General features: G+C 68.3%; 21 protein-coding genes. 5 read left to right on the plus strand and 16 right to left on the minus strand.

Annotation, left to right across the window (positions count from 1 at the left end; translation table 11 throughout):
- Positions 1-104: 104 nt before the first annotated feature.
- Positions 105-488 carry a hypothetical protein gene (locus ACIBCN_RS10855; RefSeq protein WP_396991319.1) on the plus strand — a complete coding sequence of 128 codons (384 nt, stop codon included), beginning with the start codon at positions 105-107 and terminating at the stop codon, positions 486-488.
- 7 nt (positions 489-495) lie between these two features.
- Here ACIBCN_RS10855 and ACIBCN_RS10860 read toward each other — a convergent pair whose 3' ends face one another.
- From ACIBCN_RS10860 to hemB, 6 genes are all read right to left on the minus strand, one after another.
- Positions 496-738 carry a hypothetical protein gene (locus ACIBCN_RS10860; protein ID WP_396991320.1) on the minus strand — a complete coding sequence of 81 codons (243 nt, stop codon included), beginning with the start codon at positions 736-738 and terminating at the stop codon, positions 496-498.
- A 180-nt stretch (positions 739-918) separates the two neighbouring features.
- Entirely contained in the window at positions 919-1,158 is a 240-nt protein-coding gene (locus tag ACIBCN_RS10865; protein WP_396991321.1) for a hypothetical protein, read from the minus strand.
- A 59-nt stretch (positions 1,159-1,217) separates the two neighbouring features.
- A complete protein-coding gene (locus tag ACIBCN_RS10870; protein ID WP_396991322.1) occupies positions 1,218-1,466 on the minus strand; it encodes a hypothetical protein in 249 nt (82 codons plus the stop codon).
- The gene (locus ACIBCN_RS10875) at positions 1,463-2,005 is read right to left on the minus strand and encodes a hypothetical protein (protein WP_396991323.1); all 543 of its coding nucleotides are present in this window, start codon (positions 2,003-2,005) and stop codon (positions 1,463-1,465) included. The genes ACIBCN_RS10870 and ACIBCN_RS10875 overlap by 4 nt, the downstream gene beginning before the upstream one ends.
- Before the next feature lie 306 nt (positions 2,006-2,311).
- A complete protein-coding gene (locus ACIBCN_RS10880) occupies positions 2,312-2,848 on the minus strand; it encodes a hypothetical protein (RefSeq protein WP_396991324.1) in 537 nt (178 codons plus the stop codon).
- Positions 2,845-3,822 carry a porphobilinogen synthase gene (gene hemB, locus ACIBCN_RS10885; protein ID WP_396991325.1) on the minus strand — a complete coding sequence of 326 codons (978 nt, stop codon included), beginning with the start codon at positions 3,820-3,822 and terminating at the stop codon, positions 2,845-2,847. Before hemB ends, ACIBCN_RS10880 begins: the two co-directional genes overlap by 4 nt.
- 245 nt (positions 3,823-4,067) lie before the next feature.
- Here hemB and ACIBCN_RS10890 point away from each other — a divergent pair, with 245 nt between their 5' ends.
- From ACIBCN_RS10890 to ACIBCN_RS10900, 3 genes are all read left to right on the plus strand, one after another.
- Positions 4,068-4,853 (plus strand): hypothetical protein, encoded by a 786-nt coding sequence (locus tag ACIBCN_RS10890; RefSeq protein WP_396991326.1) that lies wholly within the window; start codon positions 4,068-4,070, stop codon positions 4,851-4,853.
- A 10-nt stretch (positions 4,854-4,863) separates the two neighbouring features.
- Complete coding sequence (locus ACIBCN_RS10895; RefSeq protein ID WP_396991327.1) at positions 4,864-5,946, plus strand: tetratricopeptide repeat protein; 1,083 nt, start codon at positions 4,864-4,866, stop codon at positions 5,944-5,946.
- Between the two features lie 156 nt (positions 5,947-6,102).
- Complete coding sequence (locus ACIBCN_RS10900; protein ID WP_396991328.1) at positions 6,103-6,372, plus strand: hypothetical protein; 270 nt, start codon at positions 6,103-6,105, stop codon at positions 6,370-6,372.
- 67 nt (positions 6,373-6,439) lie between these two features.
- On the opposite strand, the gene ACIBCN_RS10905 is transcribed toward ACIBCN_RS10900, so the two are convergent.
- The 6 genes from ACIBCN_RS10905 to ACIBCN_RS10930 form a co-directional block, all read right to left on the minus strand.
- The gene (locus ACIBCN_RS10905) at positions 6,440-6,673 is read right to left on the minus strand and encodes a hypothetical protein (RefSeq protein ID WP_396991329.1); all 234 of its coding nucleotides are present in this window, start codon (positions 6,671-6,673) and stop codon (positions 6,440-6,442) included.
- Positions 6,674-6,884: 211 nt separating this feature from the next.
- On the minus strand, positions 6,885-8,450 hold the full coding sequence (locus ACIBCN_RS10910; RefSeq protein WP_379291175.1) for a uroporphyrinogen-III synthase: 1,566 nt from the start codon (positions 8,448-8,450) through the stop codon (positions 6,885-6,887).
- A complete protein-coding gene (gene hemC, locus ACIBCN_RS10915) occupies positions 8,447-9,526 on the minus strand; it encodes a hydroxymethylbilane synthase (RefSeq protein WP_396991330.1) in 1,080 nt (359 codons plus the stop codon). Before hemC ends, ACIBCN_RS10910 begins: the two co-directional genes overlap by 4 nt.
- A gap of 49 nt (positions 9,527-9,575) precedes the next feature.
- A complete protein-coding gene (locus tag ACIBCN_RS10920; RefSeq protein ID WP_396991331.1) occupies positions 9,576-11,015 on the minus strand; it encodes a glutamyl-tRNA reductase in 1,440 nt (479 codons plus the stop codon).
- The gene (locus tag ACIBCN_RS10925; RefSeq protein WP_396991332.1) at positions 11,012-11,872 is read right to left on the minus strand and encodes a redox-sensing transcriptional repressor Rex; all 861 of its coding nucleotides are present in this window, start codon (positions 11,870-11,872) and stop codon (positions 11,012-11,014) included. The genes ACIBCN_RS10920 and ACIBCN_RS10925 overlap by 4 nt, the downstream gene beginning before the upstream one ends.
- 406 nt (positions 11,873-12,278) lie before the next feature.
- Positions 12,279-12,539 (minus strand): glutaredoxin family protein, encoded by a 261-nt coding sequence (locus tag ACIBCN_RS10930; protein WP_396991333.1) that lies wholly within the window; start codon positions 12,537-12,539, stop codon positions 12,279-12,281.
- A 129-nt stretch (positions 12,540-12,668) separates the two neighbouring features.
- Between ACIBCN_RS10930 and ACIBCN_RS10935 the strand changes: the two genes are divergently transcribed.
- On the plus strand, positions 12,669-13,679 hold the full coding sequence (locus ACIBCN_RS10935; RefSeq protein WP_396991864.1) for an HAD family hydrolase: 1,011 nt from the start codon (positions 12,669-12,671) through the stop codon (positions 13,677-13,679).
- A gap of 282 nt (positions 13,680-13,961) precedes the next feature.
- Here ACIBCN_RS10935 and ACIBCN_RS10940 read toward each other — a convergent pair whose 3' ends face one another.
- From ACIBCN_RS10940 to ACIBCN_RS10955, 4 genes are all read right to left on the minus strand, one after another.
- Entirely contained in the window at positions 13,962-14,987 is a 1,026-nt protein-coding gene (locus ACIBCN_RS10940; protein ID WP_396991334.1) for a lysophospholipid acyltransferase family protein, read from the minus strand.
- Complete coding sequence (locus ACIBCN_RS10945; protein WP_396991335.1) at positions 14,984-16,057, minus strand: NAD-dependent epimerase/dehydratase family protein; 1,074 nt, start codon at positions 16,055-16,057, stop codon at positions 14,984-14,986. The genes ACIBCN_RS10940 and ACIBCN_RS10945 overlap by 4 nt, the downstream gene beginning before the upstream one ends.
- Positions 16,058-16,231: 174 nt before the next feature.
- Complete coding sequence (locus ACIBCN_RS10950; protein WP_003402602.1) at positions 16,232-16,333, minus strand: 30S ribosomal protein bS22; 102 nt, start codon at positions 16,331-16,333, stop codon at positions 16,232-16,234.
- Positions 16,334-16,596: 263 nt separating this feature from the next.
- Positions 16,597-16,782 carry a helix-turn-helix domain-containing protein gene (locus ACIBCN_RS10955; protein WP_014988570.1) on the minus strand — a complete coding sequence of 62 codons (186 nt, stop codon included), beginning with the start codon at positions 16,780-16,782 and terminating at the stop codon, positions 16,597-16,599.
- Between the last annotated feature and the right edge of the window lie 332 nt (positions 16,783-17,114).

The raw sequence follows: 17,114 nt of genomic DNA on the forward strand, positions 1-17,114 counted from the left end.
TAGACCGCAACACGCCGGGCCGCTGTTTACGCCGTATTTGATCGCCCCGAGATTGCTGGTGCGTAATCTCGGGCGTCACCATTCATCTGCCCCGGAGGATTTCTATGCGGTTTGCCATGGTCAGTGCTGCTGTTTCCACCGCGCTCGTCGGAGCGGCCGTCGTGTTCGGCGCCGGTACCGCCGCCGCGGTGGAACCGGTCGCGCAGCCCGATCGGATCGGCCTGCAGCTGAGTCATGAGGAGACCAAGTCGATGGCCGACGGACCAATTCCGGCCATAGTCACCATGTTCGTGCCGCTCAACCGGATCGGCGTCGGCCTGAAGGCGGACACCGGGATCTACAAGGACGAGAACGGCGGCGTGCACGCGTCGCTGCGGCAGGCGATCATGGAGGCGGCCAATCATCCTGACGGGACGATCACCCTCTTCGTCAACGCCCCTGGCACCCGCAACGGCCGCGTGCTCGACATGTATCAGAACTGGAACTGAGCGGCGCTCAGCTGTACATGCACGGCGCCTGGGCCGAAATGGTGTGCAGGAAGCACATGAACCCGTTGTACGGGCCCGCGGAGCCGGAATCCGGCACGAGCACCGGTGCGTCGACCTGGCCTACCGCTGCGTCGACCGGGCCCGCGGGCTCGAGCGCGAGTCCGGGATTCGCACCCGCTGGTGCGGAACCGATCCCGATCGCGGCGGTAATCGCCAGTGCGGCACAGACTTTCACAGCAAGCCGGTTCATCAATCCCAATCCTAGGTAGGTACACGAATACGGCCGAAATACTAACGCGGTCTCACCACTGCGCGGCTTTAAGCCAGATTTCAGTGCGCTGCAGTGCCGTTGGCGGCCGAAGGCATCAGCGCAAGACAGTTAGCCCATGCCAGGGAACGTACCCTTGCGCATCCGAAAGCTGTTGTTGCTCTATGTGATACCGATGCACCATAGGGCGAAGCCGGTGGTCACCAGGCAAGCCAGCGGGGCGGGTAGGACGTGCAGCAAGGGCGAGGGTGGGGTCTCGATGAGTACGGGCACCACCGCGGCCGGCGGGGCCGGGGAAACCTCGGCGGGTGCCGCGACCGCCGGGGCCACCGTTGCCGCGCCGATCATGCCGACGGCCGCGGCTCCGAGAAGCGTCCGCTTGACAGTGACTGTGGGTTTCATGGGTGCGATATTCCCGCGATCATCGGGCCGAAACGGGTGTGGCGGCGGTGATCGGATAGTCAGCGGTGCTGGCGAGCGCGCACCACACGGGTGCCCGCATCGATGGCGAACAGGCCGGCGAGCGCGACCAGGACCGCGGCCAGCAGCAACCAGGGCGCGACGTAGCGAGTCGCGACGAATTCCGGTGCCTGGCCGATAGCGGCGAAGGTGGTGGTCTGGATGCCCTGCCGCCAGCTCAGCACCGCCGCGACGAGTCCGAGCACTACCAGGCCGAGTTCGGTGGCGGCCACCGTGGTCCAGGTCCTCAACGGTCCACTCCGTTCTCGCTGTGTTTGTCGTCGGTGTCGGGCGCTGGATCGTCGGCGGGTTCGGGCGCTTGGCCGATGGCCGCGGTCAACGCGGTGCGCAGTGTTCGATGGTCTTTCGCCCAAGCCTGCACCAGGCTGCCATCGGCCAGGCGCAGGCCGATGCCGGTGCGTCGGCGTGGCACGCCGCTCAATTCGCCTAGCGCCCGCGCTTCTTCCCAATCCTCGTCGTCCCAGCAGTCTTCGTCGCGTTCGGGCAGCACGGCGTCGATCGAACTGAGCGGCAGCGTCTCGGTGCCGTCGCGCAGGGTGCTCTCGGTGAGTTCGACGCTGACGTGGCGCTGCCCCGCGATCACCTGCAGCACAACGAACATCCCGATCAGCGAGCCGCAGAAGACGAGGGCGAACCAGTGCACGGAACTACCGGTCGCCAATTCGATCACCAGAATGATCACGCACAGGATGGGCCCGTAGGCCACGGTGCGCCAGCGCGCACCTGGTTCGGCGAAGAGTACGCCGGAGTCGTCACGCCCCTCGGTCACGCGACCGCACCGTGAATCGACAAGGCGGAGGGCAGAATCAGCGAGTGAGACCGGGCCACAGCAGGACGACGATGGTCAAGACACCGAACAAAACCAAGAGGCTCAGCACGGCCAATTCGCGCCGAATGCTCTGCGGCTGTTGGATCACCACTCGCATTGCTGCCTCCGATTCCCCGGAGCCATCTGACTGATTCCCTCACGCAACGCAAGACAACGTCTGACAAACAACTACCGGTTCCCATGTCCACTGTGACAACCCTCACGATACATGCCGACGGTGCCCCGACAAACTTGGGCACGAACCGTTCACCGCCGGCTCACCTGGAAATAAGCGGTGGATTCCGGGCGGTGCGACAAATAGATCGATCCGCCCGCAAGCACCGCCTGCACGATCGCGGCGCCGCCCGCCACCAGCGAGGCCGCGCCGGCCACCGAGCCGAACGCGAACAACGCGCCGACGCCGATCACCACCAGCCACGCGCCGACGACGGTCAACATGGTGCGCGCCCAAAGCTTGCCGCGCGCGAACTGGTGCACGATGAGCAGCGCGAGCACCGCGACGCCGAGCCCGATGAACACCACGACGACGTAGACCAGCGCGACCATCAGCTCGGCGCTGGCCAGGCTGACCTGCGGGTCCTTCTCCCTGGCCTGGTCGAAGACCTGCTTGGCGAAGGTGTGCCGCTGCGACAGCGCGGCCACCACCGACGCGACCAGCTGGACGACGCCGAATCCGATCACGCCCCACCACAATTGGCGCGCGGTACCGACATCCACCGGCATCGGATTCGGTGGCGGCGCCTGCGGTGGCATGGCGCCGAACGGTCCTGGCGGGTTCGTCACGATAACCAGTGAGCGGCCTCGGTCGCCCAGTAGGTGAGCACGATGTCCGCGCCCGCCCGCCGGATGCCCATCAGCGACTCGAGGACGGCACCGCGGCGATCGATCCAGCCGCGCTCGGCGGCGGCCGTGATCATCGCGTACTCGCCGGAGATCTGGTAGGCCGCAACCGGGACCGTCGAGCGGTCGGCGACGTCGCGCAGGATGTCCAGGTAAGGCATGGCCGGCTTGACCATGACGATGTCCGCGCCCTCGGCCAGGTCCAACTCGAGTTCGCGGATCGCCTCGCGGCGGTTCGCCGAATCCTGCTGGTAGCCGCGCCGGTCGCCCTCCAGCGACGAGGCGACGGCCTCACGGAACGGGCCGTAGAACACCGAGGCGTACTTGACGGCGTAGGCGAGGATGCCGGTGTCGGTGCGGCCGACCGCGTCCAGGCCGCGCCGGATCGCGCCGACCTGGCCGTCCATCATGCCGCTGGTGCCGAGCAGGTCGGCGCCCGAGGCGGCCTGGGCCAGCGCCATCTCGACGTAGTGGTGCAGCGTGGCGTCGTTGTCGACGGAACCGTCGGCGGCGAGCACGCCGCAGTGCCCGTGGTCGGTGAACTCGTCGAGACAGGTGTCGGCCATGATCACCGTCGACCCGCCGACCTCGTTGGCCAGCGCCCGCAGGCCGCGGTTCAGGATGCCGTCCGGGTCGCTGGCCTGGCTGCCGGTAGCGTCCTTGTCCTCGTGGCGCGGCACGCCGAACAGCATCAGGCCGCCGACGCCCGCGGTCACCGCCTCGACGGCCGCCTTGCGTAGCGAGTCCATCGAATGCTGGTACACGCCGGGCATCGAGCCGATCTCGCGCGGCTCGTCCAGGCCGTCGGCCACGAACATCGGCAGCACCAATTGCCGTGGCTCGAGGGTGGTTTCGGCTACGAGACGACGCAGCGCGGGGGTACGGCGCAACCGCCGTGGGCGGTCCAATCCGGTCATAACCGCACGATACGCCCGGCGCCGGGAGCTGTCGCGAGCACCCGTCGGCTCGCGCGGAGGGTGCTTCGGCACCGACGCGGCGGAGCTGGACGTTTCGCCACGACGGTAGCCCGACACGGCGGAACAGCATGCACAAAACGACCGAGCGGACCCTGGATCGACAGTAACGGTGTGTGAAATCACACCTGTCGCGCAGGCCGATGGCGCATACTCCGACAGGAGGGCGAGACCCCCTGGGGGACAGCATGACCGAACCGCACACCGAAATCTCGCTGGCCCGAGCCGCCGACTTCGAGTCATGGGTCGCGGTATTGCTCTCGGACTGGTGGCCGGTGCTCACCGGTGGTTTGACCGCACCGGAGACGACACTGCGCGCGTGGCGCGCCGCCGACGGCAGCGGGCAGATCTTTCGCGTCGAGTTCATCGCACGGCAGCTGGCCGAGCCCGAGCTGATGACGGTGGCCCGGCGCGGCTTCGATGACCTCGGCATGGACCCGGACGAGCGGGAGCTGACGCAGAGCCTGGGCAGGCACCTGGTCGGCCACACCGAGGACGCCACCGTGCAGCTGCGGTTCTCCGACACCGCGCACACCATCTTCCTGCGCCTGCAGAGCAGGCCGTGCCAGGTCGCGGTGGCCGCGGGACGGCAACTGAGCGCGCTGCCGGACGCGACGCTGCCGTTCCCGAATACCGCGACCGGGCCGATGGATATCCGGGTCGCCCGCAACAGCGCCCGGCATCTGCTGCATCAGCACAGCGCGCGGTTCGCCATTCCGGCCGATCCGTTCCAGCTCGGTCCGCAGGGGCACGTCTCCGATGTCGGCTGGGCGTTCGTCTTCCCGTGGTCGACCACGTCCTGGTACACCGACGGCACGTCGCCCGTGCTCACCCCGGGCACCAAGGGGCCGATCGTGGTCGTGAAGGACACTGGAGACACCTGGTTGCTCGACAGCCTGAGCAGCTACGAATCGCAACTCGCCGAGTACGCCGACGCCAACGGCTACCGGCACGGCACGCCCGACCCGGCCTGAAAGGTCCGTGATGACAGATCCCGCTCCGGGTGCCCGTCGCCTGTCCGACGGGCGACTGCTGATTCCTTGGCAGGGCAAGCAGCCGGACGGGACCATCGCCAACGGAATGGTCGAGATCGGACCCGACGACGACCGGTTCGCCGAGTGGAGCGCGTCCATTGCCAGCCGCGAGCGCGGCGAGCTACCCGACGACGACCACCCGGTGGATCCGTTCGGCCTGCAGCTGTTCCGCGACCCGCGGCCAGATCCCGCGCCCACCGCGCACGAGCGCAGGCGCGCCACGCTGCGGGCGATCGCCGAGCGCGGCGACATCGGCGCGATGGAGCAGCTCGCGCATCTGCAGCGCGACGCGCACGAGCTGACCGAAGCCGAGCACTGGTTCCGCCGGGCCGCCGAGCGCGGCAGCGCGACCGCGATGGCCGATCTCGGCCTGCTGCTCGGCACGCACGGACGGATCGCCGAGGCGATCCGCTGGCTGGAGTCCGCGATCGCCGCCGGCTGCGCGGGCGCGGACCTGCAACTCGGGTTGCTGCAGTTGGAGCGCGGCAATATCGATGAGGCCGAGCGGTGGCTGCGGCCCGCCGCCGCGGCCGGGTCGCCGGAAGCGTTGTGCAACATGGGCGTTGTCGCCAATCGGCGCGGCAGCAACGACGAGGCCGAGGAGTGGTACGAGCACGCGGCCGACGCCGGAAATCCCACGGCCATGCGAACTTTGGGGCTTTACGTGGCCCGGCGCGGCGATATCGACCGGGCCGTCGAACTGCTCACCGAGGCGGTCCGGCGCGGCCGCACCGACGCGATGGCGATCCTCGGCTCGCTGCATCTCGATCACGGCGACACCGCGGCGGGCGAGCACTGGCTGCGGCGCGGGGCCGAGGCGGGCGATCCCGACTCGATGTTCCACCTGGCCTTGTTCCTGCGTGAACAAGATGTCCATCCCTGCACCGGCGACCTGTCCGAGCCCGGCGTGCTGCGCGCGGCCGCGGCGATCGCCACCGGCCGGACACCGGCCCAGCTGGAAGCCAGGCATCTACTGGAACGCGCCGCCGCACTCGGCCATCCACAGTCACTGAAGCTGCTGCACGACATCTGACGCGCGGCCGCCTGCGGTTCCGATGCCGATTTCGGCTGACCGCCGAGCTGTGTCAAACCCCTTGCGGCCAGCGGTTTTTGTCGGTGCCGTGCGATATAATCGAAACAGTGTTCGAGGGGATTCGCCGAATCCCCGATCGCAACGGGAGGGAAGCCTGTGCCCGCGACGAAGACCGTTCTCATCGATCCCTACACCCCGCTGGAGAAGCAGCGGCTACCCGCGGGACGCCCGCGGTCGTGGTATGTCCGCCACAATCGGAAACTCAAGGCGATGCGCCTGACCATCGCATTGCTGGATTCGGGCGTCTACAACCCGAGCTCCGCCAACAACAAGTGCATCCGGCACACCGCCGAGGTCATCGGCATTCATCCGCCGTCCGACCTCACCTGCACCATGGTGCGCACGCTGCTGCGTAAGCGGTACTGAGGCCACCGACAAGGCAGGGCCGGCGGCGTCCGCGAGCGGATGCCGCCGGCCCCGGCCGTAATGTGCGCTAAGGGGTGCAGATGCTGCCGGCCCCGCCGGACATCGTCTTGAGCAGACAAGCGAACCCGCGCGCGATGGCGGGCAAACCACCCACCGAACCGGTCGAACTGCCCGTCGACCCATCGATGTAGGCGGGTGCGGCGGCCGCCGGAGCCGCCGCGAAAGCCGTAGCGCCGCCGGACAATACGATGACCGCGGTGGCGAACGTTGCCGCGCCGACGTGCACTATCGATCGTTTCATCAAAACCAACTCTCTCTTGTGATCGCGCTAACACGCCAGGCCAAACTAGCCCTGACCACAGGAGGAGAGATGCCCATAATTCTAGGGGCATAGCCATCGATGCGGCACGAAATCCGCTGCTACACAACCGATATCGATGCCATCGCAACACTGTGAACGAAATGCACACTGCCCGTACCGAACTCGGTACGGGCAGTGGGTCTACCGCAAATCAGCGGCTGCGGCGACTCTTCTTCCGCGGCGGCGGGAGCAGGCCCTCGGCGCGCAGCCGGGCGGCATGCTCGGCGAGCGCCTCGACCAACGGGCCGACCTGAGCGACCTCGGGCTGCACATCGACGCGCAGACCGAATTCGATGGCCGTCTCGGCGGTCTTCGGGCCGATGCACGCGACGATGGTGCGGGCGTGCGGCTTGCCCGCGATGCCGACCAGGTTGCGCACCGTGGACGACGAGGTGAACAGGACCGCGTCGAAACCGCCGGTCTTGATCATCTCGCGGGTCTCCGCGGGCGGCGGCGAGGCGCGCACCGTGCGGTAGGCGGTGACATCGTCGATTTCCCAGCCACGATCGCGCAGGCCCTCGGCCAGCGTCTCGGTGGCAATGTCGGCGCGCGGCAACAGGACTCGGTTCACCGGATCGAAAACGTCGTCGTAGGGCGGGAAGTCGGCGAGCAGGCCCTCGGAGGACTGTTCACCGCTCGGCACCAGCTCGGGATTGATGCCGAACGAGCGGACCCGATCCGCCGTAGCCTCACCGACACACGCGATCTTCACACCGGAGAAAGCCCGTGCGTCCAAACCGAACTCGGCGAACTTCTCCCACACCGCGCGCACCGCGTTGGTGGAGGTGAACACCACCCACTGGTAGCGGCCATCGACCAGACCCTTGACCGCACGCTCCATCTGCGCGGGGCTGCGCGGCGGCTCGACCGCGATAGTCGGCACCTCCATCGGAATGGCGCCGTGCGTGACCAGCCGCTCGCTCATCTCGCCCGCCTGGTCCTTGGTGCGCGGCACCAGCACGGTCCAGCCGTACAGCGCGCGCGACTCCCACCAGGACATCTTCGAGCGCGACGCGACCACCTTGCCGATGGTCACCACCAGCGGGCCGACCAGCTCGGAGGCGGCACTGTTCAGCGTGGCCAGGGTGGCCTCGATGGTGCGCTGCTGGCGCGTGGTGCCGCGCACGGTCACCGCGACCGGAGTCTGCGGCGCCATGCCGTGTTCCACCAGGGCGCTAGCGGTTTCGGCCAGGTGGCCCGAGGTCGCGTGCAGCACCAGCGGTCCGGGGGCCGCGGCTAGCGCGGCCCAATCGACCTCGCCGCGCACGTCGGCCTCGGTGTGCCCGGAGCCGAGCGCGATACCCGCGTAGCTCGGCACGGCCGAACCGTTGGGCAGGCCAGGCAGCACCTCGAACACCATGTGCGAGCGGGTGACCGCGTTGACCTCGGCGATCACCGAGTCGGTGGTCAGCGGGTCACCGGCGACGACCCGGACCACGTCGTGGCCGTTGCGGGCCTCGGCGATCAGCGTCTTGGCCACCTCGGCGGGCTCGCCGAGCGCGGGCCGCACGTCTACCGGACGCTCACCGTCCTCGGCAGGCTCGACCGCGGTCCCGATCAGGGCGAGCACACCCTTGTCGACATCGGGATCGGTGAACGCGAGCGTCGCGCGGCCGATCACCTCACGGGCGCGCACAGTGAGCAACGCCGGGTCGCCGGGTCCTGACCCGACGAAAAGGATCCGACCTGGCTGCTTCTTAGTAGCTCGACCGCTCATTGGTTGTTCTCCATTGGGCTGGGTTGGGTGAAGTCGGTGGCGGGCGCATTCACCGCCTGGGTATTCGAACCGGAATCCGGTTCGGGGGCGCTGAGCCCTGGTTCGGCGACGCTGAGTAGTTCGCGCGCGCCCATGTCGAGAAGTTCGCGGGCCAAGGTTCGGCCGAGCTCGTCCGCGTTCGCCGGTGCGCCGACTATCGAGGCACGGACCACATCGGAACCGTCGACGGCCGCCGCGCAACCGCGCAGCGAGAGCTCGTCGAAGATCCGGCCGTCTTCGTCGATGGACTCGACGACCTCCGCGAGCGCGCCGATCGGCGCGGTGCAGCCCGCCTCGAGCTCGGCGAGCAACGCCCGCTCGGCAACGATCGACGCGCGGGTCGCGGCATCATCCAGTGCGGTGAGCGCCTCGATGAGTTCGGTGTCGGTACTGCGGCATTCGACGGCCAGCGCACCCTGGCCCGGCGCGGGCAGCATCTGCACCGGCTCCAACGCCTCGGTCACCGCGTCGAGTCTGCCGATTCTGGCCAGGCCCGCTCTGGCGACCACGACCGCGTCGAGGTCGCCCTCGCTGACCTTGCGCAGGCGAGTGTCCAGGTTGCCGCGCAACGGAACGATGTCCAAGCCGAGACCGAGCGCCCGCAGCTGCGAGGCCCGGCGCGGCGCGGAGGTGCCGACCTTGGCACCCGCTGGCAACTCACCGAGCACCAGCCCGTCGCGGGCGACGAGCGCGTCACGCGGATCCTGCCGGGGCGGGATGGCGGCGATGGTGAAGCGCGGGTCCTGCGCGGTCGGCAGATCCTTGTACGAATGCACCGCGATGTCGATGTTTCCAGCGGCCAGCTCGTCGCGCAGCGCGGAGGTGAACACGCCGACACCGATCTGCGTCACCGGCTCGGACGAGAGATCGCCGAGCGTCTTGACGACGACCAGCTCGGCCTCGTGTCCCGCGGCGACCAGCGCGTCGCGGATGGTGCCCGACTGGGTGAGCGCCAGCAGGCTGCCGCGCGTGCCGATCCGCCACGGCGTGCGCATGCTGGCTGCCGTCACGTTGTCCTCTTCCTGCACGAGTGTCATGCCCGCACCTCACGGGTGCGGGGCGCGGCCATACCGATCCTGTCCGCCGTCATGCCGGCGACCCCTGTTCGTCGCCGCGATGGCTCGCGGTGAAGTCGTCGGCGAGGGCGATGTCGGCGTCGGTGCGCAACATGCCCGCGCGATCGCCGACCGCGGAGATCTCCATCGGCGCGGCAACCGCTTGCGCCGCACCAGGTTTCAGCTCGAACAGCTCGCGCAGCGCCTCGGCGTAGCTGTCGCCGCCCGGCGTGGAGGCGAGCTGCTTGACCCGCACCGTCGGCGCGTGCAGCAGCTTGTCGACCACCCGGCGCACCGTGCGGGCCACCTCGTCGCGCTCCGGATCGGCCAGGCTCGGCAGCCGCGAATCCAGCCGCAGCAGTTCGGCTTCGACCACCTCGGCGGCGCGCTGGCGCAGCGCGGCGACGGTCGGCGTGACCTCGGCCATCCGCTGGCCGGTCAGGTACTTGGCGAGCTCGTCGGCCACGATCGCGCGGGCGGCGGCGGTGTCGTCGGCGGCCGCGCCCGCTGCCGGGTCGCGCTGCAATGTCTCGATGTCGATGACCGTCACGCCGGGCAGCCCGGCGACCGCGTGCTCGACGTCGCGAGGCAGGCCGAGGTCGCAGAACACCAACGGCCGTTCCGTGGTGGCGAATTCGGTGCCGCGCTCACGCTCGGTCAGGGCCCGGTGGGTGTCGGCCAGCGTCACCACGTTGCCGACCGCGCCGGTACACGTGATGACCACGTCGGCGACGGCCATCGCCTCGGTGAGCCGGGACAGCTCCATCGCCTCGGCGGCGACCCCGTAGGTGCCCGCCGTCTCGGCCAGCCGCGCGGCTCGCGCGATGGTGCGGTTCACCACCACGATCCGGCCGATGCCCGCACGCGAAAGATGCGCCACCGCAAGGCCGCCCATCGCACCGGCGCCGACCACCACGGCGGTCCGTCCGGCGAGCGAGCCGACCACCTGCTGCGCCCGATCCAGCGCGACCGACACGACCGATGCGCCGGCCCGGTCGATTCCAGTCTCCGAGTGCACCCGCTTGCCGACCCGCAGCGCGTGCTGGGCCAGCTCGTGCAGGGTGCGCCCGACCGCCTGCTGGGCGTCGGCGGAGGCGTAGGCGCCGCGGATCTGGCTGAGCACCTGCTGCTCGCCGATCACCATCGAGTCCAGCCCGCTGGCCACCGCGAACAGATGCTCGGCGGCGGCCTCGCTGTAGCGAACGTAGGCGTGCTTGGTCAGGTCGGGCAGCGGCAGCCCGGAATGCTTGGTGAGCAGGTCGCCGACCTCGGCGAGTCCGCCGTGGAAGGCGTCTACTACGGCGTAGACCTCGACCCGGTTACAGGTGGAGACGATCATCGCCTCGGAGACGTGGCTCGAGGTCAGCATGCGGTCGATCAGCTTGGGACGGTCGGTGTCGGTGATGGCCACCTTCTCCAGCACCGAAACGGGCGCACTCCGGTGCGAAATCCCGACCAGAAGAACACTCATGGACTGACCACCGATCCCTTGCTGCTTGGCTCCGTTGCCGGGTGCGAGGACGCCGTATGCGCGGCTGCCGAATGCTTGAGGGCCTGATGTACGGCCGAGGTGTGCGCGGTGGGCGCGCGGTGGCTGATCCGGCTCGACGCGGGCCGGGTGGCTCCCGCGCTCGCCGGTACGGCCTCGGATGCGTTGTCCGCGTTACGCACTCGCTCGAACGACAGCATCTGCAGTTCGACGGCGAGATCGACCCGGCGCAGCTCGACGCTGGCGGGCGCGATCAGTTCGCAGGGTGCGAAGCTGAGGATGGACTGCAGCCCGGCCGCGACCAGCCGGTCACAGGCGTCCTGGGCCGCGTCGTCGGGCACGGTGATGACCGCGATGGTCGGGTCGAGCGCGGCGACCGCCTCGGCCAGCCCGGCGACATCGCACACCACCAAACCGGCGACCGGAAGGCCGATCACCTCGGGATGATTGTCGAAGATGCCGACCACGGTGAAGCCACGCCGCTGGAACCCGCCGTAGCCGACCAGGGCCCGGCCGAGATTCCCGGCGCCGACGAGCACCACGCGGTGTCCCTGCGACAGGCCGAGCACATCCTCGATCCTCGTCCTCAGCCTGGCTACGTCATAGCCGACACCCCGTACCCCATTGGGTCCGAGGAAGGAAAGGTCCTTGCGCAATTTCGCGGAATTGACACCCGCCGCGACAGCGAGTTCCTCACTCGATACGATGGCAACACCCTCGTCGGCCAACGTGGCGAGGACCCGGAGATAGGTCGCCAAACGCGCGACGGTGGCCTGCGGGATGTCCTTCTGCAGAGCCCTGCCGGAGACGCCGCCCGGCGCCTCATGCTGCTCTGTCACGTCGTCGGCTCCTCGTTCCGGGCCCGATCGGGTTCCGGTTCATCGCTGACCTCTGGCCCGGGACGGTCCGGTGCCATGGTCGAAGTGTCGGAATGCTGGGTGTCTTTACGCGGTGGGCCCGCAGCCTCGGCAAGCGGGTCCGCGTGCCACCACCGTAACTGCTTGTGCAGCCCTTCACAAAGTCGGTGAAATTGGCCTCATTTTCCGCCGCGACCAGCGCTGCGGCCGAAGCGGATGGTCTTCGCTACCGGTCAGTGCTCGATTTGCGGGCTTTCGCTGCGCCTGCGTGGTGACGCCGCGCTACCCCCTCCGGCGCCGACGCTCAGCCCTCAGTGCTCGATTCGAGGGCGTCGTTGCACCTGCGTGGTGACACCGCGCTGCCTCCTCCTGCGCTGACGCCCAGCCCTCAACGGCCCAGGTCGGCCCGCAACCTGGCCTCGTCCACGTCGAAATAGCTGTGTTCACGACCGTTGAGCAGTACCACCGGCAACCGGTCGCCGAACTCCGCGCGCAGAGCGGGATCGGTGGCGGCGGCCTCGTCGACATCGAGCGTCGCGGGTTCGATGCCGAAATCGGCGCAGATCACGCGCAGCTGATCCAGCGCGGTCGCGCACATGCCGCAGCCCGATCTCGTCAACAGGGTCACCGAATGTGTGGGATTGGTCATGGCGGATATTAAATCCCCTCGCCACGCCCCGATCGGTCTGCCAGGTACTGCGATGACTGTCGGTCGACCCAGTTACTGTGGACGTGGTTCGCGCGACGGGCGGAGGTATCGGTGCCGGAACGATCGAAGGTGGCAAGGGCCGGATTCATCGCGGGACGATTCGGCGAGTTTCCGGCGCGATGGAATCTGGGCGCGATCGGTGAGGGCCTGCAGGATCAGCTCTCCCGCATCCCGCGCAGCCCCTTCGGCCCCAGCGAGGAAGAGCTGCGGGCCAACCTGGCCGGCGAGGCGAGCGCGGACGCCGCATTGTCTTTGCACGACGCGGAATTGGCGCTCGCGGAACCGGATCTCACCGGTCCCGAGGTGCCGCGCGACCTGACCGCGGCCGCCTTCTTCGACGTGGACAACACCATGGTGCAGGGCGCGTCGATCGTGCACTTCGCCCGAGGTCTGGCCGCCCGCAAGTACTTCAAGACCTCCGATCTGGTCGACGTGGCCTGGAAGCAGGTCAAGTTCCGGGTTACCGGCCGGGAGAACAGCTCCGACATGGCCAGCGGCAAGGAGAAGGCACTGGCGTTCATCGCAGGCCGCTCCACCGCCGAGCTCGCCGCGCTCGGCGAGGATATCTACGACGAGATCATCGCCGACAAAATCTGGCCCGGCACAAGGGCTCTCGCGCAGATGCACCTGGACGCGGGCCAGCAGGTCTGGCTGGTCACCGCGACACCGGTCGAGCTGGCCCAGGTGATCGCCAAGCGCCTCGGCCTCACCGGCGCACTGGGCACGGTGGCCGAGAGCGTGGACGGCAAATTCACCGGACGCCTGGTCGGCGACATCCTGCACGGCCTCGGCAAGGCACACGCGGTACGCACGCTGGCAATCCGAGAAGGCTTGAACCTCAAGCGTTGTACCGCCTACTCCGACAGCCACAACGACGTACCGATGCTCTCCCTGGTCGGCACCGCAGTCGCAATCAACCCGGATTCAGACCTCCGAGAGGTGGCAAAGAACCGGAGCTGGGAAATTCGCGACTTCCGCACCGGCCGCAAAGCCGCAAAGATCGGCGTCCCCACGGCATTAGCGCTAGGCGCCGCAGGCGGCGCAGTGGCCGCAGCCGTCACCCGCAAGCGCGACCACTGACCGGCTAGACACCCACCCGGTTCTCGCTGAAAGCGAGGCGAGTTCTATTGCCGCTGAACAATCTCCAACACTGGCCAGGCAACCAAGCGACAGATAGGTTCAGCTCCGCATACTCACGTCGATGCTGCGGTCGATACGCGGCAGGCGCACCCGTCGGCCTGGCGAACGCCGGAAACCAGTGCGGCCGAGGGGTTTACCGACTGGTGCCCGACGTTCGCCGGGACGACGGGGTAGCTGCGGGCTGGTGTTGGGGTGCTCCGTTCGCTGGTGTTTTTGGGCGGGTCAGCCGGTGAAAGGGTTGCGGCGCTTGGTGAGCAGTTTGTAGAGGGTGGACTGGATGGTTTCGCGGACCTGGTCGGTGACCTCGAACATGGTCATCGGGTCGTCGGCGGCCTCCGGCTCGTAGGCGGTGGTCGGGATCGGCGCGCCGAATTCGATGTACCACTTGGACGGTAGCGGCAGCGCGCCGAGCGGGCCGAGCAACGGGAACAGCGGCGTCACCGGGAAGTAGGGCAGGCCGAGCAGGCGCGCGAGCGGTTGCAGGTCGGCCAGCTTCGGGTAGATCTCCTCGGAGCCGACGATGGAGCACGGGATGATCGGCACGCCGGCGCGCACCGCCGCGGCCACGAAACCGCCGCGGCCGAACCGCTGCAGCTTGTAGCGGTCGGCGTACTGCTTGCCGACCCCCTTGAAGCCCTCCGGAAAGACACCGGTGAGCTCGCCGGAGCGCAGCAATCGCTCGGCGTCCTCGCGGCAGGCGAGGGTGTGCCCCGCCTTGCGGGCGAGCGCGCCCAGCAGCGGCGTTTCGAAGATCAGGTCGGCGGCCAGCAGGCGCAGCGCCCGCTGCTTCGGGTGCCGGTCGTGGATGGCCAGCTGCAGCATCAGCCCGTCCAGCGGAATGGTGCCCGCGTGGTTGGCCACGATCAGCGCGCCACCCGCCTCCGGAATGTTCTCCATCCCGCTGACCTGCACCCGGAACCACAGCTCCGACATCGGGCGCAGCGCGGGCAGGATCACCGATTCGAGCAGGTGCTCGTCGAAACCGAACTCGTCCACCTGGTAGTCGCCGGTGATCCGGCGGCGGGCGAAATCGGCGGTCTTGCCGATCTGCTTGCTGACCGCGCCGCGCACCAGGTCCGAGAGCGACTGCGGCGCGGGCGGTTCGGCGGCTGCGAGACGGTCGGTCAACGAGATCACCGAGCTGGGCGCTTCGCCCTGCGCAGGCTCCGGCCAACGCCGGCCGATCGAGCGCGGGCGTGCGTCGTCTTGCGAGTCGTGGAGTTGGATGACTTTCGCTACGTCGTTCATTGCTGTGCTCCCGTACCGGCCCCGAGCAGGCCGAGCAGTTTGTTTTCTGCGGCATCGATCCACGCGGGATCGATTACGGGCCGCAACGCTGCGCCCCCGATGAAGTCGTCGAAGGCCTGCATCGTCGTCCAGCGCGGCGCGAAGCCGAGTTCGGCACGCATCCTGGTGGTGTCGAGGCCACAACCGAAATGGAAATAGTCGAGCTGTTCGCCGGAGAATTCACGCATCACCGTGCCCATCAGCACCCGGCCCGCCGTCCGGAACAGCGCGAACGGCACCGGCAGTTCGATCCGGCCCGCACGCCGCACCGCCTGGGATAGGGCGAGCGCGCCGTCGCCCGCGATGTTGTAGGTGCCCGCGCGGGCGGTGAGCGCGGCGTGCGCGAGCGCCGCGACCGCGTCCTCCTCGTGCAGCAGCTGTAGTCGCGCGTCCCGGCCGAACACCGTCGGCGTGATCGGCGACCGCAGATACTGCATGCCCCGGCTCGCCATCCGAGGTCCGACGATCGGCGCGAAACGCAGAATAGCGGTGGCGATATCCGGCCGCCGCCGCGCGAGGCCGCGGACAAAACCTTCGATGTCGATCATGTCGCGCGCGAACTCGCCGCGTGGCGGCGTGCGTGCGCTCATTTCCTCGGTGAATTTCGCCGGGTCCTTCGCGCTGCAGCCGTACACCGCCGAGGAGGAACGCACCACCACCCTGCGCACCGTCGGCGTCTTCTGGCACACCGCGAGCAGCTGCATCGCGCCGAGCACGTTGAGGTCTTTCATCACCGCGCGCCCGGCCCCGCCCGGCGACCTGGCCAGCACCGCGGTGTGCACCACGGTATCCACCGCGCCACCATCGATCACCTTACGGATCAATGGATTTCGGATGTCCGCGCGCACGAATTCGGCACGGCCCATGCGCCGCCGCAACTCTCGGCTCGGGGTCATCGTGTCGACCGCGATGATGCGGTCGATGTCGGGGTCCTGCGCGAGACGCGCGACCACGTTGCCGCCGAAGAAGCGACTGGCACCGGTCACCAACACGACTTTCGGCGTGTGTCCGTCTCGAGCGTCAGAAGCCACCGCATCCCACCTTGGCAAGCCCCCATTTCACTTATTCCCCGGTTCCTAGGGTAGCCGCTGCGTTCACGGGTTCTGTTGGTATTTACCAGGTTCTAACGATGACTTCAGTCACCTGAAACACGCGAAAAGGCCCGCCACCTGAGGGTGACGGGCCTTCGAGCCGACGCGCAGCGCTTACTTGCCGAGTTTGCGCCGCTGCACACGTGTGCGGCGAAGCAGCTTGCGGTGCTTCTTCTTCGACATGCGCTTGCGGCGCTTCTTGATCACAGAACCCATAGGGTTGTTCCTCGCGTTCTCTCTACTCGGCGCGCACGCTCCACACGTACGCCAACTGACCGGTCGTTCGGCAAGCCTCACGTCCAGTGTCCGCGCCGCCGGGTACCACCGGACACCACAAAGTGATGCCACCGGCGGGCGAACACGAACCGAGGGTCCATCGTACCGGCACGTCCGGTCAGCTTCGAAACCGCCTGATCCAACGCCGCCGGACCAGGTCCGCCGGCGTCCCGCGGCCCGTGGGCCGCGGCCGGATCAGGCGTTCATCCCGCGTCGAAGTAGGACGTCTCCAGATAGTCGTGCACCGCCTTGGCGTGCACCCGGAACGAACGACCCACCCGCACCGCGGGCAACTCACCGGAATGCACTAGCCGGTACACCGTCATCTTGGACACTCGCATCAGGCTCGCCACCTCGGCGACCGTGAGGAACTGAGTGCCGCCGAGCATGGGTTGACCCTGCGACCCGGAACCACCTGGCGTCCGGGAACCAGCCCGGGCACCTGAGGGGCCTGGGCCACTCGAACTTCCTGAGCTACTTGCAGACATCTTGTTAGACATCATTGCACCATTGACCTCCGGCACGCCCGCGCCGCCGGCTTCCCCACCGGCGGAACAGACACGCACGTGCTGCTTGAAGCTTAGCGGGACCAGTGGTGTTACTGCGACGGGAGTGAGAAATCAGCTTTTCCCATTGGGAACCGACCGGTTGCGTGCTTCCGAACGGGTGATGTCCGGCAGACGCATCGGCAGCCCCGATCGCCGGATGCCCGCGGCACCGA

The organism is Nocardia sp. NPDC051052, assembly GCF_044456045.1.
Classification (GTDB): domain Bacteria; phylum Actinomycetota; class Actinomycetes; order Mycobacteriales; family Mycobacteriaceae; genus Nocardia.

Coding starts and splice junctions, on each gene's coding strand:
- ACIBCN_RS10955 (WP_014988570.1), bottom strand. CDS start 16,782: ATGCTCGGCGGCACTCAGTTCCTCACGGTCGCCGAGGTGGCGAGCCTG.
- ACIBCN_RS10860 (WP_396991320.1), bottom strand. CDS start 738: ATGAACCGGCTTGCTGTGAAAGTCTGTGCCGCACTGGCGATTACCGCC.
- ACIBCN_RS10950 (WP_003402602.1), bottom strand. CDS start 16,333: ATGGGTTCTGTGATCAAGAAGCGCCGCAAGCGCATGTCGAAGAAGAAG.
- ACIBCN_RS10920 (WP_396991331.1), bottom strand. CDS start 11,015: ATGAGTGTTCTTCTGGTCGGGATTTCGCACCGGAGTGCGCCCGTTTCG.
- hemC (WP_396991330.1), bottom strand. CDS start 9,526: ATGACACTCGTGCAGGAAGAGGACAACGTGACGGCAGCCAGCATGCGC.
- ACIBCN_RS10930 (WP_396991333.1), bottom strand. CDS start 12,539: ATGACCAATCCCACACATTCGGTGACCCTGTTGACGAGATCGGGCTGC.
- ACIBCN_RS10890 (WP_396991326.1), top strand. CDS start 4,068: ATGACCGAACCGCACACCGAAATCTCGCTGGCCCGAGCCGCCGACTTC.
- ACIBCN_RS10910 (WP_379291175.1), bottom strand. CDS start 8,450: ATGAGCGGTCGAGCTACTAAGAAGCAGCCAGGTCGGATCCTTTTCGTC.
- ACIBCN_RS10865 (WP_396991321.1), bottom strand. CDS start 1,158: ATGAAACCCACAGTCACTGTCAAGCGGACGCTTCTCGGAGCCGCGGCC.
- ACIBCN_RS10895 (WP_396991327.1), top strand. CDS start 4,864: ATGACAGATCCCGCTCCGGGTGCCCGTCGCCTGTCCGACGGGCGACTG.
- ACIBCN_RS10940 (WP_396991334.1), bottom strand. CDS start 14,987: ATGAACGACGTAGCGAAAGTCATCCAACTCCACGACTCGCAAGACGAC.
- ACIBCN_RS10855 (WP_396991319.1), top strand. CDS start 105: ATGCGGTTTGCCATGGTCAGTGCTGCTGTTTCCACCGCGCTCGTCGGA.
- ACIBCN_RS10905 (WP_396991329.1), bottom strand. CDS start 6,673: ATGAAACGATCGATAGTGCACGTCGGCGCGGCAACGTTCGCCACCGCG.
- hemB (WP_396991325.1), bottom strand. CDS start 3,822: ATGACCGGATTGGACCGCCCACGGCGGTTGCGCCGTACCCCCGCGCTG.